The 16,047-nt window shown below is 56.2% G+C and carries 16 protein-coding genes; all 16 read left to right on the forward strand.

Translation table 11 applies throughout. The annotated features are described in order from the left end of the window. Nucleotides 1-3: 3 nt before the first annotated feature. The 16 genes from BO1_RS20880 (at nt 4) to BO1_RS20955 (ending at nt 15,615) form a co-directional block, all read left to right on the forward strand. On the forward strand, nt 4-981 hold the full coding sequence (locus BO1_RS20880; protein ID WP_028219223.1) for a DUF5309 domain-containing protein: 978 nt from the start codon (nt 4-6) through the stop codon (nt 979-981). A 65-nt stretch (nt 982-1,046) separates the two neighbouring features. After that, nucleotides 1,047-1,361, forward strand: coding sequence for a hypothetical protein (locus BO1_RS52005; RefSeq protein ID WP_043285644.1), 315 nt, complete (start codon nt 1,047-1,049; stop codon nt 1,359-1,361). 2 nt (nt 1,362-1,363) lie between these two features. After that, nucleotides 1,364-2,023, forward strand: a complete 660-nt coding sequence (locus BO1_RS52010; RefSeq protein WP_052409535.1) for a phage adaptor protein — start codon at nt 1,364-1,366, stop codon at nt 2,021-2,023. A gap of 23 nt (nt 2,024-2,046) precedes the next feature. Next, entirely contained in the window at nt 2,047-2,442 is a 396-nt protein-coding gene (locus BO1_RS52015) for a phage tail fiber protein (protein WP_052409536.1), read from the forward strand. A 515-nt stretch (nt 2,443-2,957) separates the two neighbouring features. After that, the gene (locus tag BO1_RS20900) at nt 2,958-3,773 is read left to right on the forward strand and encodes a hypothetical protein (protein ID WP_028219224.1); all 816 of its coding nucleotides are present in this window, start codon (nt 2,958-2,960) and stop codon (nt 3,771-3,773) included. A gap of 8 nt (nt 3,774-3,781) precedes the next feature. After that, a complete protein-coding gene (locus tag BO1_RS52020; protein ID WP_043285646.1) occupies nt 3,782-4,246 on the forward strand; it encodes a tail fiber assembly protein in 465 nt (154 codons plus the stop codon). Nucleotides 4,247-4,255: 9 nt separating this feature from the next. After that, nucleotides 4,256-4,960, forward strand: coding sequence for a hypothetical protein (locus BO1_RS20910; RefSeq protein ID WP_156992343.1), 705 nt, complete (start codon nt 4,256-4,258; stop codon nt 4,958-4,960). A gap of 11 nt (nt 4,961-4,971) precedes the next feature. Further along, nucleotides 4,972-6,723 (forward strand): glycosyl hydrolase family 28-related protein, encoded by a 1,752-nt coding sequence (locus BO1_RS60255; RefSeq protein ID WP_043285649.1) that lies wholly within the window; start codon nt 4,972-4,974, stop codon nt 6,721-6,723. A 44-nt stretch (nt 6,724-6,767) separates the two neighbouring features. After that, the gene (locus BO1_RS56465) at nt 6,768-9,851 is read left to right on the forward strand and encodes a glycosyl hydrolase family 28-related protein (RefSeq protein ID WP_084688078.1); all 3,084 of its coding nucleotides are present in this window, start codon (nt 6,768-6,770) and stop codon (nt 9,849-9,851) included. A 55-nt stretch (nt 9,852-9,906) separates the two neighbouring features. After that, nucleotides 9,907-10,218, forward strand: a complete 312-nt coding sequence (locus BO1_RS20925) for a hypothetical protein (protein ID WP_028219226.1) — start codon at nt 9,907-9,909, stop codon at nt 10,216-10,218. 234 nt (nt 10,219-10,452) lie between these two features. Then, nucleotides 10,453-11,955: a hypothetical protein gene (locus BO1_RS20935; RefSeq protein ID WP_156992344.1), complete on the forward strand. Its 1,503-nt coding sequence runs from the start codon at nt 10,453-10,455 to the stop codon at nt 11,953-11,955. Next, on the forward strand, nt 11,955-12,176 hold the full coding sequence (locus tag BO1_RS20940) for a hypothetical protein (protein ID WP_028219229.1): 222 nt from the start codon (nt 11,955-11,957) through the stop codon (nt 12,174-12,176). Before BO1_RS20935 ends, BO1_RS20940 begins: the two co-directional genes overlap by 1 nt. Beyond that, complete coding sequence (locus tag BO1_RS20945) at nt 12,173-12,592, forward strand: hypothetical protein (protein WP_028219230.1); 420 nt, start codon at nt 12,173-12,175, stop codon at nt 12,590-12,592. The genes BO1_RS20940 and BO1_RS20945 overlap by 4 nt, the downstream gene beginning before the upstream one ends. A gap of 50 nt (nt 12,593-12,642) precedes the next feature. Further along, a complete protein-coding gene (locus BO1_RS20950; protein WP_028219231.1) occupies nt 12,643-13,839 on the forward strand; it encodes a tail fiber domain-containing protein in 1,197 nt (398 codons plus the stop codon). Continuing rightward, nucleotides 13,839-14,420, forward strand: coding sequence for a hypothetical protein (locus BO1_RS59350; protein WP_156992345.1), 582 nt, complete (start codon nt 13,839-13,841; stop codon nt 14,418-14,420). The genes BO1_RS20950 and BO1_RS59350 overlap by 1 nt, the downstream gene beginning before the upstream one ends. A 220-nt stretch (nt 14,421-14,640) precedes the next feature. After that, the gene (locus BO1_RS20955; RefSeq protein WP_028219232.1) at nt 14,641-15,615 is read left to right on the forward strand and encodes an IS5 family transposase; all 975 of its coding nucleotides are present in this window, start codon (nt 14,641-14,643) and stop codon (nt 15,613-15,615) included. The last annotated feature ends 432 nt before the right edge of the window (nt 15,616-16,047 follow it).

A 16,047-nucleotide genomic window follows, 5' to 3' on the forward strand; every position in this document is an offset into this window, starting at 1 on the left:
AACATGGCAACTTACAATACATACGATGCCCGGGGCATTCGCGAGGATCTCGCAGACATTATCGTCAATATCAGCCCGACGGACACGCCCTTTATCTCGAACATCGGCAAAACGACCGCGAGCAACACCTATTTCGAATGGCAGGCGGATAGCCTGGCCGCTCCGAATACGGCCAACGCCGCACTCGAAGGTGCTGACGCCGGTAGCGACACGAGCACGCCGACCAGTCGTATCGGCAACTACACGCAGATCTCGACCAAGGTCGTGCAGGTTTCGGGTTCGCTCGAAAGCGTGGACAAGGCCGGTCGCAAATCGGAACTTGCATACCAGCTTGCCAAGCGCGGTGGCGAACTGAAGCGCGACCTCGAAGCCATCCTGACGAGTAACCAGGCCGCTACGCCGGGATCGGATAGCACGGCGCGCACAACGGCTGGTTTCGAGTCGTTCATGGTTGCTGCCAACTCGCAACGCGGTGCAGGCGGTTCGGCATCGGTCTACAGCGGTGGCATTGGCGCGAACGGTCTGCCGTCTGGCTTCGTCAATACGGCTCCGGTTGACGGCACACAGGTTCCGCTCACGGAACCCATGCTTAAGGAAATGCTGTCGCAACAATGGACCAACGGCGGCCGTGCTGACATGGTCATGGTGGGCGCGACGAACAAGCAGACCATCTCCGGTTTCACGGGTATCGCTACCCGCTTTCGCGACGTGGAAGCAGGCCAGCAAGCCGAAATCATCGGCGCTGCTGACGTGTACGTGTCGGACTTCGGCACGGTTTCGATTGTTCCGAACCGATTCATGCGCCCGCAAACGGCACTGGGTATCGATGTGGAATACGCGGCGGTCGCATATCTGCGCAACTTCCAGATGAACCAGCTTGCCAAGACTGGTGACAGCGAGAAGCGCCAACTCGTCGTGGAATACGGCCTCAAGGTTCAAAACCCGCTGGCACACGGCATCATCGCAGACCTTACGCATTAATCCGTAGGTCGCTAGGAAAGGGGGCAGTGCGCTTGCACGAGCCCCCTTTTTCGTATGGAGTACGAATGATTACGAAACACTTTGAATCGGTGCCGGAGTTCGGTATTGAACGCATTTGGCATTACGACGAGACCAACGATACGGCAACCATCGAGAACCGCCAGAATCACGACCCCCTGCTAGAGCACACGAAAGGCCAATACAACGCCGTCGATGAGCGCGCACGCTGGGGCGATGGTATGCACAAGGTAGCGTCCATCCCGATCATCATTTATCAAGAGCTAAAGATGAAGGGAATCATTGATGACCCTGTGGCGTTCAAGAAGTGGCTGAATGATCCGGAAAACCGATTTTTCCGCACCCGCCCTGGCAAGGTCTAACTATGACAATCGCGACATATAACGACCTATGCGCGACTGTTGCCGATTTCCTGAACCGTCAAGACTTGACGGACCAAATTCCCACTTTTATTCAGCTTGCAGAAGCATCGATTAATGCGGATGACCGATTCAGGATTCAGCAGGGCATAGTGCGCAGTCAGGCGACTATCGACGGAAGCCAGACGGACCAATGGGGCCAATATTTTGTGCCGGTTCCACGAGACTACATCAGCATGCAGAACCTGCGCGTAATGGAGCTACCTCCCCCATCGCGCCTGGAGATGCTGACTCAGACCCAGATGGATGATTACCGGCAGATCACACAGTGCGGTGTTCCGCGCTATTACGCCGTGGCGGGCGGAACGATGGAAATCTTGCCCCCTCCCCCAACGGGTACGCAATACACGCTTCAGATGGTGTATTTCGGCAAGCTCCCTCCCCTGTCAGCAACCCAGCAAAGTAACTGGCTTCTGAACATGAATCCGAATGTCTACCTCTACGGGGCGTTGCTTCATTCTGCGCCGTATCTGAAGGATGACGAACGAATTCAGGTCTGGAATTCACTTTATAACGACCTCGCTGAAAAGATCACTGAAGCTGACGGGCGCGCCCAATTCAGCGGTTCAACGATGAAAATCCGCGTGCGTCGCAGCTATCGATAAGTGCTAAGGCACAAGGATAAATCATGGCTCTTTCGACAACCATCGAACAAGCAATTTTGAAGCATTTCCTGGGCGTTGCGCCGTGGACGATGCCAACCACGGTGTATGTCGCGCTGTTCACGACTAACCCGACGATGCCCGCTGGTACGGGTGGCGTTGAGGTGACGGGCGGCTCATACGTGCGTCAGCCGATCACCTGGACGGTATCGGGTAGCGGCCCCGCTGTCGCATCGAACACGGCACTGGTGCAGTTCCCGACTGCTACGGCATCGTGGGGCACGGTGACGGGCGCGGGCATTTACGACGCGGCGACAGGCGGCAATCTGATTGACGGCGGCCCGCTCCAGGTCTCCAAGGTTATCGGTACAGGTGACGTTTTCGCATTCCAACCGGCGACCTACACCGTATCGCAAATGTAAGAGGTGAAGTATGGCTACTGGCTATGGTGGTTCGCTGTATGGCAGTAGCGTATACGGCCAGCAAGCAGACACGAATAACGCGGTTACTTCCACGTGGACCGCTTCCAGCACGATACGCGGTGCGCGCTACGAATACGCGTCAAACAACCGTAGTGCATGGGTCTGGACTTCCTCTAAGACGGGCCTATACACACGCGGCGGCGCGGTGCGCAGCAATGGCGTTTGGTCGAGTCTCGCGACGGGTGGGCATGAATTTATGCCGGTCATGAATTCAGCGTGGAGTTCAAGCAGCAGCATCCGGGGCAACTATCGCGCGGCGCATGCGGTTCGTAGTGCTAACTGGAATTGGTCCAGCACGGCACAGGGAACGCACATCCTGCAAGCCAACATGGCCACTGCGTGGACATGGAATTCGACCGCCAACGGGGGCAGCTTATGGAACCCGCAACCGGAACCGGGCGACATTTGGACTGTGATCACGCCAACGGTCGTAGGACCATAAACAAGGATAAAAAATGGCAGATACATACACAGCCAATCTGAACCTCGTAAAGCCCGATATCGGGGGCGATGTTAACACGTGGGGCACGTTGCTGAATGGCAATATGGACGCTATCGACGCGGGCGTTAACACGGCTCAGACGACCGCCAACGCAGCGGTTGTCAACGCATCGAACGGAACGCATGCGCTCAAGCTCACGGCTAACGGTAACTCGGTTGACGTGACTATCGACAGTACGGACGTTGGCACCATCTGGCACACAGGCAACTTCACGCCCGGTAACTACCTCCCGGTAGCAGGCGGCACGATCACAAATAACCTTACCGTCAACGGTACGTTGACGAATTACGGTCGCTGGCAAGCCAGCAACATGTATATCAACACTGGCGACAACAGCCTACGTAACAACGTGGGGACCGTGTTCCAGGGTGACGGCAACGTCTACGGGTCCGCGTGGAATAACGGCATCGGCAATGGCTGGCTCAATTCCTACGTAGTAGCGAAGCGAAACAATAACCCAAATAGCGGCTTCGTCTATACGGACTCGAATAACGCCGTAAAGATCAATTGGGATGGTTCGCGCCTGCACGGCTATGTCGATGGCACCGACCAAGGCCAGCTTTGGACGACTGCGAATCTCAACCCCGGCGCGTACGCCAACATCGGCGCTACGTGCCCGTGGAATTCCGGAATTATGGAAATCGGCGCGATTGGCCCTGGTGGTGTCGGAACGATTGACGCCGGTTCCCCCTGGGTTCTCGAAGGTTTGCGCACGGTTCAGACCTACGGATGGATTTACATGCGTGTCGTCTATCTGCGAAATAACTAAGGATATCTATGGATGCAAAACTAAAACAGAAGCTGGACGCATCCGCGCTCATTCCTAACGCGGATTGGCTCACGCACGATGAAATGATCGAAGCGCTACAGCGGCTCTATCCGGGTACTCAGCACGGCAAGGATTACACCGTTGGCATGATGCTTTGTCCAGATCGGGGGCATCAGACCACGAGCGCGCTAATCGTTAAGTGGAATCTCCCGGACCCGGAACCGACTCCTGAAGCACTGCACGCCCAAGTGAAGCCCCACGCCGCAACCGCACGAACAGCGGTGAAGGCGCGATATGCCCGCGCTGAACGTGATCACCTCCTGAAGGAATCGGACGGTCACGCCACGCGCGCGATGGAGGAAGGCGACACCGCGAAGCAACGCAATGTGACGGCCTACCGCCAGAACTTGCGTGACCTCCCATTGCAGATTGGTTTCCCACACAACATCGTGTGGCCCAAAGCGCCATTCTAAGGGGGTGTCATGGCAGATCCGACAACACCTAATTATGGCTTCACCCTTCCGACTGTCGGGGGCGATCAGGACGTGTGGGGGAATATCCTCAATGCCGACCTTAACGCCATCGATAGCGCGCTTAATGCAGTTCAGAACTCCGTTCAACCCTATGTTGCCAACCGCATTTCCTTCACTCAGGGCGCTAGCTTCGTAGGTTCAATCAGCGGAACGACGCTCACTATCACGCAGGTTAATTCCGGACTTCCGGCTGTGGGGCAAACCCTCTACGGCGCAGGCGTGGCCGGTGGAACGACGCTCACGGGTGCTATCTCGACCGATTCAACGGGCGTTGGCACGTGGACCGTGAGCCAGTCGCAAGCGGTTGCCGTGGAAGCTATCGCATCCGCTAACGCAACGCAGTTTGCGCCCGGAATCGCGCTCACTCTGACGCTTGGCGTGGAGTTTCTGAGCGACCCCGGAACCCTGGTTTTCTTCGATGGGGAAATGCAAGCGGACCTCGTAATGTCCGGCTACACCCTTTCGATTCCGAATGGCGTTCCTGTCGGCGTTCGCACGGTCACGATTATCGGCGCTACTTCGGCAACCGGAACCAACACTATTTCGCCTAGCGATTTCGCGCTCTCGTTCGGTGTCTGGTTCAACCAATTGCCTACGACGCCAGGCGCGGCGGGCACTTTCTGGAATAACGGCAAGACGCTTGCGCAAGCGTAAAGGATAACAAGATGTCAAATTCAAGCGCGGCGCTTATCGACTATCAGGTAAGCAGTACTACATATCGCAATGTACAAAGCAGACTTGGCGACACAGTCAGCGTTAAAGACTTTGGAGCCAAGGGTGATGGGGTTACTGACGATACAGCGGCTCTTCAGGCGTTTTTGAATGCGCTGGGGCCGCATACAGCAGGTTATATTCCGGGCGGTCGCTATCTGTTCACGTCACCTCTCACCATTCCGGTTAAGTTTTGTTCTCTCAAGGGTGACGGCAAATACGCTACCGTGCTCATGTATGGGGGCACGAATACAACAGCTAACCTTGTTTCAGTCGTAGGTTCTTCAAACTCTTCCATACTCGGTCCCGGCGTCCTTCGTGGGTTTGGTATCCGCAGTAACACAGTGATGACAGGTGGCAGCGCCCTACTCATTCAATGGGCCGGACACATCACCACGTCAGACATTGCAGCGGGTGCCCAATACGATCCAAACCACAACCTGTGGAACGGTATCGAGTATTACTCAACGGACTTTCAGATTCTGTACGACTTTGAAGTCCAGACCATCAACGATGGTATCCGCGTGTCGGGAGGCGGTGCGGGAAATCCTGGACCCCAATATGACCTTTGGGTACACGATGGCAAGGTAGCATCCTGCACGAACGGCATTCACATTGGCGGGGGTTGGGATAACTGCTATTTCGACAAGATGATGGTAACCAGCAATGGAACCAACGTCCTTATCGATAACGCCATTCAGAATTTCAAGAATCAGGAAATTGGCTTTGGTCCGCAGTTCGTGACCGATCAGGCGCTAACCGGAGATAACTACTACATCAATGACACGCTTGCGAACACAACTAACTACGGCCAAATCAACATCTATGGTCCGGTCACGGGTGCGCATGCTGGCTACGGTATTCATGTTAAGACGTGGCCAAACTGCTATGTGAACGTCGCAAGCCCGCAGATTACAGGTAACCATAAGTCGGGCATCTTCATTGAAGACGCATCCGCGCAGGTGCTTATCGCGACCCATACAAACATCGTCAATAACGGCACTTACGGGATTGAAGCCGATTTCGCCAATACTCCGGTAGTGGCTCCATGCTACTTTGGCGGAAACCCTTCCGGCGACATTAACGGAAACATCGTTAATACGTTCAAGGTGTCAGGCGCAACGGTCACAGTAGCCAACCTCACAGCAACCGGAACGGTAGCGGCGGCCTACGGTAACTTTACCGAACCGTCCAACGGCACAAGCACCGTCCAGATCACCAACACGGCGAGCAATGGCGCGAACCTCAAGCTAAACGGTAACGGGGCTACCACCCCGAACAAGACCATTCGCGTTTGGAACGGCCAGTTTCAGGTTCTCAATAACGCATATAGCGCAAACATTCTAACCCTGACCGATGCTGGACAGCTTCAGTTACCGGGCAACATTGCGAGCACCTCAACCACTACCGGAACTCTCCTGGTAACTGGGGGCGTAGGTGCAACAGGGGCGGTCTCGTCAATCGGTTTGAACGTGAAGGAAGGTTCGAACGCAAAGCAAGGTATCGCGACGCTTTCAGGCGGGACGGCAATTGTAGGCAATACGTCCGTAACTGCAAACAGCCGTATTTTCCTTACGGCACAGGATAACAACTCTACGGGCGCGCTCCGCGTATCCGCGCGTACTGCTGGGGCGTCATTCACGATCACGTCAAGTAACGGCTCTGATAGTGGCGTAGTGGCTTACGAGCTATTCGAGGCTGCATAACAGCACACGGGGGTGCAATGCCCCCTCAAAAAGAGAATTAAAAGATGGCTTATCCAACACCGATTTTCGACGGGCTAACGGTTAATAGTCCTAACCCTTCTATCAATTTTCAGGCGAGCGGAACTGGAGCGGTCGCACGCACTATCGCTGCAAAGCTGGGCGAATCTGTCTCGGTTATGGACTTCGGGGCAAAGGGTGACGGCGTGACCGATGACACCGCAGCTATTCAGGCTGCAGTGAATAGTGGACTCGCGCTCTACTGGCCTACGGGCACATACAACGTGTCCGCGACTATCACAGGTAACGTTGCGCAAGCCTGGTTCGCTGAAGGTCCCGTGACCATCTTTAACAAGGCTGCAAGCGGTTCTGCCGCTGCGCCTGTTATCAACTTCGTGGCAACCGCGACTATGACGGGTTCATTCACGGTGGACGCGCAGGCGAACGTAGGTAACTACGGTGCGCCTACCCTGTACGGGACAAACATTATCGCCGGTTCGGCCATCCTGGTTCAGGGCGATAGCTCGCGACTCTCAGGCGTTTCGGTTAAGAATGCGTGGGATAACGGTATTGCCGTGGTGCAGATCAACACGAGCACGAACGTTGCCGTAGCAGGAAGCCCCCATTACGTCACGCTCTCCGACATTCGCACCTATGGCTGCGGTGTCGGCCAGCACCCAAGCAACGGCGGCAAGATTGGTGCAGGTATCGACGTTGCATCCGGCGCAGCATGTAACGTAAGCAACTGTACCGACTTCAACAGCTATATCGGGTTCATCCTTGATATCGGCGCTGGAGCCAACGCCAACTTCTCGAACTGTATTTCGTGGTTCCCACAACTCGACAACACCTATCCGACTAACGGTTCGGGATATGGCTTTTACGTTGGCGCGGGTGATAGCCAGTTCGTGAATTGTGCCGTTTACAGTTCAGCCTATCGTGGGTGGTGGATTGACTCCTACGCGTACAACACTAGCTTCACGAACTGCGCCGTAGAAACGTCCTACGACATGGGCTTTTTCGTGAAGGGTGACCAACTGTCGTTCACGAACTGCCGTGTGAAGAATGCGAGCACGCGCGGTGCCGGTGTCACGTCAGCGTGGCTGTTTGACTCGACCATTCAGGCGCTCTCGAATATCTCGCTGATTGGCTGCTACACGGACGGCACGACACACGCGTTCGGTATCGACTTCAACACCCCGACCAACACCGCGACGCTTACGGTCATGGGCTGTAACTTCAACGGCACGAACGGCCTGATTTCTTCGAAGACAAACGCCAACGTAGCGAGTATCACAGGTTCGCAAAACTCGAACATGATCGGAGTGAACCGCACCAGTCCCAGTTTCGAGTTTGACGTGTATGGCCGTGTGCGCTCGACCGCGTCTGTTCCGAACAGCAGCTATAAGACAGCAGTTTTCGGGGACTTCGGTAACAACGGGACGCTGTTCGTTGAGGATAACGCGACGCCTAACAAGCGCCTGGCTATGGGCTATGACCCGGTAAACGACCTGAGCGTTATTCAGTCAGTGTACGCGGGCAACTCGAAAAAGCCGCTCGGACTGAATCCTAGCGGCGGTGACGTAATGCTGGGTGGTGGATTGCTCACCACGGGCACTAGCAACGGCTTCGCGGGGCTCCCGACGGTGACGGCCCAACCCACAGGAACGCCTTCAATGGCGACTGGTTGGGCACCCGTCGTATTCGACACCACGAACAAGTGTATTTGGGCGTGGACAGGTAGCGTGTGGGCGAAGCAGAACGGCTGGACGGTAAGCATCCGAGACTTCGGCGCAACAGGTAACGGCACGACCGACGACACCGCAGCAATCCAGGCGGCGATTAATTCGGGCGCGCTCAATGTGTACGTGCCTGCGGGCACCTACTATTTCACGGCGCTGACGATGCCAAGCAGTGCGGGTATCACGATCTACGGTGAGGGTCGGGGTAGTCTCCTGGTGCAGCATGGAACGGGCATCAAATGGCCGGCGAACGGCACGGGGACAGCGCCCTACTTCCATACGATTCGCGACCTTCAATTCGACGGCACGAACGGCACGGGGCACACAATCGACACGACAACCGTGTCTAACTCAGACCTACGCGCGCTCTCGTTTAACAATGTCCCTGTTGGGTTCGCTTCGATCAAGCTGGACGGAAACCCGACCGCAGCCGTGTACATGCACGACATGCGCGTATCCGATGTCAAGATTTACTCAAATACAGCGGGTAACGCAGGGATCGAGCTAGGTTCGTATTGCTCAGACTCGACCATTGACCGTTTCATCATGAACGGTAATTTCGTGGTCAATTACTGTCTGTTGGCAGATTCGAACGCGCAAACGACCGTTATTTCGAATTCGCACCCATACAACGCGCTGGTCAACGTCGTGAAGTGCAACGGGAATAACAATGACTTCGGCTGGGACGCCTGTACGATCGACAACGCTAACCAGGATTTGTTCTATCTCCTGAACAGCGCGCGCCATCGTTTCACCAACTGCTATTTCGAAGCAATCCCCACGGGATACAGCGGTATCGTGTTGGATAACTCCAATAACTGCATGTTCTCGGTTACGTCGTTTTCGTCTAGCGGCACGAGCGGTTCGCCATCGATTAGCGCCATGCGTGAAATCGACGGGTCAAGTAGCAACTGCTTCCGGGGTGGTCAGGTCCTCAATGTTACGTCGTTTAGCACGCCGTTCGGCCTCACTGGTTCCGGAAGCTACGCAATAGGATTCCCTGGCTATACGCCGTTGGGAACGATCTACGGTATGTCTGGCTGCGCTACAGGTCCGCAATCGCAGAACACCACGATGTATCTCGGTTGCAACGGACTGAACGCCACGAGTGGTTATACGGCTTTCACTGTCCCGTTCAACAGCTACATAACGGCGGCGCTTGTCGCGGTCGATAACCAACCGGCCTCGGGACAGACATTCACGCTCAACCTGATGGTAAATGGAACGCAGATTGCCACGGGCCAGATCACGAACGGCAATTACTCGGTCCACCTGACACCGAGCACGCCTTACTACGTGACCGCAGGTCAAGAACTGTATATCCAGTCTGTGTATTCGGCAACTTCTGGGTCTGCAACTCCGCGCTACACGATTACGCTGATGGGCTAATCAAAGGTGGGGTTCGTGCTTTGGCACCTGCCCCACTCTCTTAGGTATCCATATTATGACCAACCAAGATAACGCAATCGACATTGCGGAACTAAAGACGCGCGTAGACGGCCACGCCGATACCCTACAGCGCCATGACGAACGACTGACTAAGCACGACGAGGCAATTATTTCCTTGCGCGAGGGGATGGCGAAAGTTGCCACTAGGGACGATGTTGCGGAGCTACGAAACGCCGTCAACAGACAGTTTTTCGACCAACTCAAACAAGCGCACGACTCTATCCCGTCAAAGACTGCGGCGCTAGCCGCGCTCGGTAGCGCATTGGTTACAGCAGCCGGTTTCATGCTTGCCCACTTCAGGGCATAGATATGAGACGCCTTGCGCTGCTATTCCTGGCGCGCAACGGCGCTCCCTGTGTCGTGCGCGTCATGTGGGGCGTGGTCTTCCTGACGCTCCTATTCCTTTGCATCAAGGCCCTGTTTCTGGGCCAAGCCCTAGATTTCGCCTCCACCGCTCGCGCTTGGTGCGAATTCCTGGTCGCAGCATCAGTAGGCATTGCGGGAAAAGCCCTCGCAGAACCTAAAGAATAAAGGAGGCTCTATGCTTTTCCCCGTGGCACTTCCGCCAGGAATTATGGCGAATGGTTCGGAATACGAATCAAAAGGACGCTGGCGCGAAGCCCCGCAAATGCGCTGGTACAACGGCAAACTACGCCCTATCGGCGGCTGGCAACGTTTCACACAGCAACCCCTATCCGAACCAGCGCGCGCCCTTCTCACCTGGCGCAGTAACGCAGGTAACCCGTTTGCGGTGGCTGCGACCGCCAATCATATCTATACGACCAACGGCGGGGTATTCACAGACCTGACGCCCGCTGGACTCGCGCAGGGATACGTTGACGCGTATATCGGTGTTGGCTACGGCACGGGCGCATATAACGACGAGGCATACGGCACCGCGCGCACGGGTAACACCACGGTCGTAGCGGCAACCACCTGGAGTATCGATAACTTCGGTGAAGACCTGTTGGCGCTCCAGGCCGAAGACGGACGGCTGTTTTCGTGGAGTCCGACCACGCAAACGCCCACGATGACCCTCGTAACGAACGCGCCTACCGGTGCTAACGCGATGTTCGTGACGCCAGAACGCATGGTCGTAATGCTCGGTGTGGGTGCGAATCAGCGTGAAATCCAGTGGTGCAATCAGAACGACTACACCAACTGGACTGTTGACGAAACGACAACAGCCGGTGACCTTCAATTGCACTCGAACGGCATCCCAATGGCGGGCGTTCGCATGCCAGGTGTCAATTTGATTTTTACAGACACTGACGTTCATTCCCTGTCGTATGTCGGTTACCCGTACATCTACGGAACTCAACTGCTATCAAGCAACTGCGGACTCATCGCACCCAAGGCCATAGCGTCCACAACGAATTTTGCCGTGTGGATGGGGAATCAAAACTTTTTCATCTACAACGGCGTGACTCAACCCATGCCGTCCGACGTGTCAGAGGCTGTCTTTAGCAATTTGAACGTCGTGCAGAAGTCCAAGATTTGCGCGGGCATCAACAGCACGTTTAGTGAGGTGTGGTGGTTCTTTCCGTCCACGAACAGCACAGAAAACGATTCCTACTGTTACTGGAACTACAAGGATAACCACTGGGGATTTGGACTCGGCGCGCTCGGTCGCACGGCGTGGAGTGATCGTGAGGTGTGGCCCTACCCCATCGGCGCTGGTTCAGATATGCAGCTTTACGAGCATGAGAACGGATGGACCGCAGCCGGTGCACCTCGTCTGAATGCAGTGTATGCGAAGACTGGCCCCATTGATGTTCTTCAGGGTGACCAGGTTCTGACGATCAATCAAATCCTTCAGGACACGAGCAACGGCACGGGCGCATACGACCTGACGTTCTTCACCAAGCAGACACCTCGCGGTCCCTTCTACACGTGGGGACCCTATGAGATTCGCACCGAAGACGGCTACACAGATTGCCGCATCACGGGCCGCGAAATCCAAATGCAAGTCACCTGCACACAGGACGGACTCTTCCAAGTCGGAACCGTGCGACTCGACGGCAAGCCAGGAGGCAAACGCTAATGGCGCTCAATCTACCCATACCGCTTGTCGGCAACACGTGGAAGCAACAGCTTGAACAGGCCGATAAACAAAACCTGAAGGCAAACGCCGATGTGATTATCGGCGGCCTGCCCTCGAATGCACGTCAGCCCCGCCTGATCCTCATGGATTCGTCAGGCGGGGCCTGGCAAATCACGGTCTCCACGACCGGCGCTCTAAGTACTACGAAAGTAACTCTATGATCACCTGTTATGACGGACGCAATGTCCAGCAAATTTGGCCGCGCGTTGAGAAGTGGCTCCAGGACAACGGAGCGCGCCTGATGCGCGGCAATGATTCTATCGATGATGTCAAACGGTCAATTGATGAAAGCCATTCCCAGCTTTGGGTTTACGAGTCGGAAACGGCTTTAGGCATTGTCGTTAGTCAAGTCGTGCAATACCCCCGCCGCAAAGTCTGCTTTATCAAGTTCGGTACAGGCTACAACGCGAAGGAATGGGCGATAGCAATTATCGCCCTTATCGAAAAATTCGCTGAGCACTCGGATTGCGGCGCGGTTGAAATCTGCGCGCGTCCCGGTTGGCTAAAGCTATTGGCGGATGCCGGTTATGGATCGCGCCACATTCTACTAACAAAAGAACTCGGGGGAAGCACATGAGCAGTGGTGGCGGTGGAACTAATACGACGACTCAGGAAATTCCTAGCTGGATGCAAAATTATGTGCAGGACAACTACTCGAAAGCACAGCAGGTAGCATCGAATCCCTATACCCCATATCAAGGCGAAGGCGTCGCGCCAATGAACGATATGGAAACGTCTGGGATGAATGCCATGTATAACCAGGGCGCATCCGGCATCGGTATGGGCGCAGTCAACCAGGGCGTCAACTACGCGAACCAGGCGGGTTCATATAGCCCGCAACAGGTTTCGTATAACGCGCCTACAGCGGCTCAGATTCAAGCGCAGCAAAACCCGTACACGCAACAGGTCGTGGACGCGACGAACCAGCAAATGCAGCAGCAGTTGCAGATTCAGCAGCAACAGGAAGCGGGTAGCGCGACTGGTGCCGGTGCTTTCGGTGGTTCGCGTGAAGCAGTCCAGCAAGCGTTAAATCAGAAGTATGCCAATCAGAACATGGCGAATACTGATGCGGCGCTATACAACCAGTCGTATACGAACGCGCAGCAGCAGGCGAACACGAACGCGCAAGGTGCATACCAAGCTGCGTTGGCGAACCAAAGCGCAGGACTTACCGGCAATCAGCAAACGTTGCAGGCGGGTGTGGACCTGGGCGCGCTCGGTCAAGGCCAACAAACTATCGGCTCGCAGAACGCGAACAATATGTACATGGCCGGTTCGATGGCGCAGAACCAGCAACAGAACGTCGATAACTACAACCAGAACCTCTATAGCCAGGCACAAGGTGCAGGCGAACGCCAGTTGCAAGATTTGATGGCGGGTACTTACGGCGGAAGCGCAGGCGGCACGACTACCCAGACCGCAGGCGGCGGAAACAACGCTACCAGTGCAATCGGTACGGGTCTAGCCACGGCGGGCATGTTGTCTGCAATGGGTGCTAGTGGCATGGCGTCTGGTATGGGTGGCGGCGCACTCGCCCTGCTCTCTCTGCTGTCGGATAAGAACGCCAAGGAAGGTATCAAGGATATCGACCCTGAGTCAGCAGTTATGAAATACAAGGCCATGCCTATCTCGACCTGGCAATACAAGCCAGGCATTGGCATGGGGACCCAGCGTCATATCGGCCCGATGGCGCAAGACTTCGCCAAGGCGTTTGGCGGTGACGGTCACCAAATCCCTGTGGTTGACGCGATTGGTTCGCAAGCTGCGGCAATCAAGGGACTCGCCCAGAAGGTAGAAAAACTAGAACGTCGGGGGCGCAAATAATGGCCGGAATGCTTGGCGGGGCCGCAGCAGCCCCCGCAACGTGGACGACACCGCAATCTAGCGCGGGTGTTCAGAATCTGGCCGGTGCCTTTGGTGCTCAAACGCCCGCTTCGCAAACCATTACCGATGGCATGCAATACACCACGCCATACGGCAATGTACAGGCGAGTATCCAGAACGGACAGAATCCGACGTTCAGTTATATGGCGTCGGGTCTGGGTGGCGGACTCAGCCCAAACGCACAACAGGCGATCAACTACGCCAACGGCTCGCTTACCGGTATGAACCCGGTTCTGTCGCAATTCCAGCAACAGGCCGCAGCACCGCAAGCGCCCCAGTATTCGATGCCTAACGTGTCGTATCAGGCGCAGCAAGCGGGACTTGGTTCGATTCCTAGCGGTGGGATTGGTATGGGCGGAATGAGCGCCAATCCGTCTCTATTCGCTAGTGCTCCTAACGGTGCTAGCCCTTCCCTACTCGCCGGTGGCTCGCTAACGGCTGCTGCGCCTAACGGTTCGGCACCGTCGCTATTCGCAGGAACACCAGGGGCGGTGGCAGGACTCCTGGGTAAAGGACAGTAATTATGTTTGACGATATCTCTAGTTTTTTCAGCAGCCTACCCAGCACCGTTCAAAACCTATGGAACGGCGCGGGTTCAAGCGGTGGTGTTGGCGGTCTCGCAGGAACACTGGGCGGCGCAGCGCAAAACGGCGCATCCGGCCTAGGGCAATGCTGAACAAGTCCACCACTCGTGGCTGTCAGGCGTTATAGCGTAGACATGCAACGGTAGAAGCAAAAACGATGAAACAACTGACACTGGCGATGGCGGTCGATCAATGCGCGGGATTCGGCGAGCAGCGCAAACCTACGCGACGCGAGGCGTTTCTCGATGAGATGAACAGGCTCGTGCCGTGGGCGGAACTGTGCGTGGTGGTCGAGCCGTACTACCCGAAACGCGGCAACGGTCGCCCGCCGATCGCGCTGGAGCGCATGTTGCGGATTCATTTTGTGCAGCACTGGTTCAACCTTGCCGACCTTGCGTGCGAAGAGGCGCTGTACGACAGCCTCAGCCTGCGCCGCTTTGTGGGCATTGACCTGGGCAGCGAAACCGTTCCAGACGCGACGACGCTGCTCAAATTCCGGCACCTGCTTGAAGAGCACAAGCTGGGCGAGCGAATCTTCGCGGAGGTGGGTCGGGTGTTGCAGGCACGCGGAGCAAAGCTCAATAGTGGCACGATTGTAGACGCCACGCTGATCGGCGCACCCTCTTCGACGAAGAACAGGGAGAAAGCACGGGACCCTGAAATGCATCAGACGCGCAAGGGCCAGCAGTGGCATTTCGGGCTGAAGTTGCACATCGGCGTGGATAGCCAGAGCGGACTGGCGCATAGCGCGGTCGTCACGGCAGCCAACGTGCACGATAAGCACCCGCTGCCACAGCTTCTGCATGGGCAGGAGCAGCGGGTCTATGGCGACAGCGCGTATGCGAGCCAGAAAGCGCTGATCCATGGCAAGGCCCCGAAGGCCCGCGACTTCACGAACAAACGCACGCGACGCAAGGGCAGCGTCGATGAAGTGGCGCGCCGCAAGAACCGCAACAAATCGAAGATCCGCGCCCGCGTCGAGCATGTGTTCGCCGTGGTCAAACGGTTGTGGGGTTTCACGAAGGTGCGCTATCGAGGTCTGGCGAAGAACGCCAATCGCGCCTTCGTTTCTCTCGCGCTGGCGAACCTTTACATGTCGCGACGTCGATTTACAGCGGAGGTGCGCCCGTAGTGGGCGAAAGACGGGCGAAAAGCCCGTACAAAGCGCCTGAGGCGCGACAAAACGAACCGGAATGGCCATCTTCATGGGTCATTCAAAAAGTTTACGCAAGCGCCATCGCGATCAGACGCGTTTACACGGCTTGATCAGCGTTGCCCTAGCACGCCAGCGCATCAACAATTCAGAATCCCTATGCATTTACCGGGCGGCACCCCAACGCGTGCGCCGTCCACCCCGCCCGGTTTTCGTTGCAGACCCTTCCGCCCGCGCGTAGCGCGTGGCGGGAAGAATGAGCCCCTTGTCACTAAGGCGGAGTGTGCGAGGAGACGGATGCTCCGGAGCCGCTCCGATGGGCAGGGCAGTGGGGGACGGCGTCACACTGGCGGTTTGAGCCGCTTTCTTTTGCCTACTTTTCTTTGCGGCTGCAAAGAAAAGTAGGTGCCG

The organism is Paraburkholderia oxyphila NBRC 105797 (genome assembly GCF_000685075.1).
GTDB classification, from domain to species: Bacteria; Pseudomonadota; Gammaproteobacteria; order Burkholderiales; family Burkholderiaceae; genus Paraburkholderia; species Paraburkholderia oxyphila.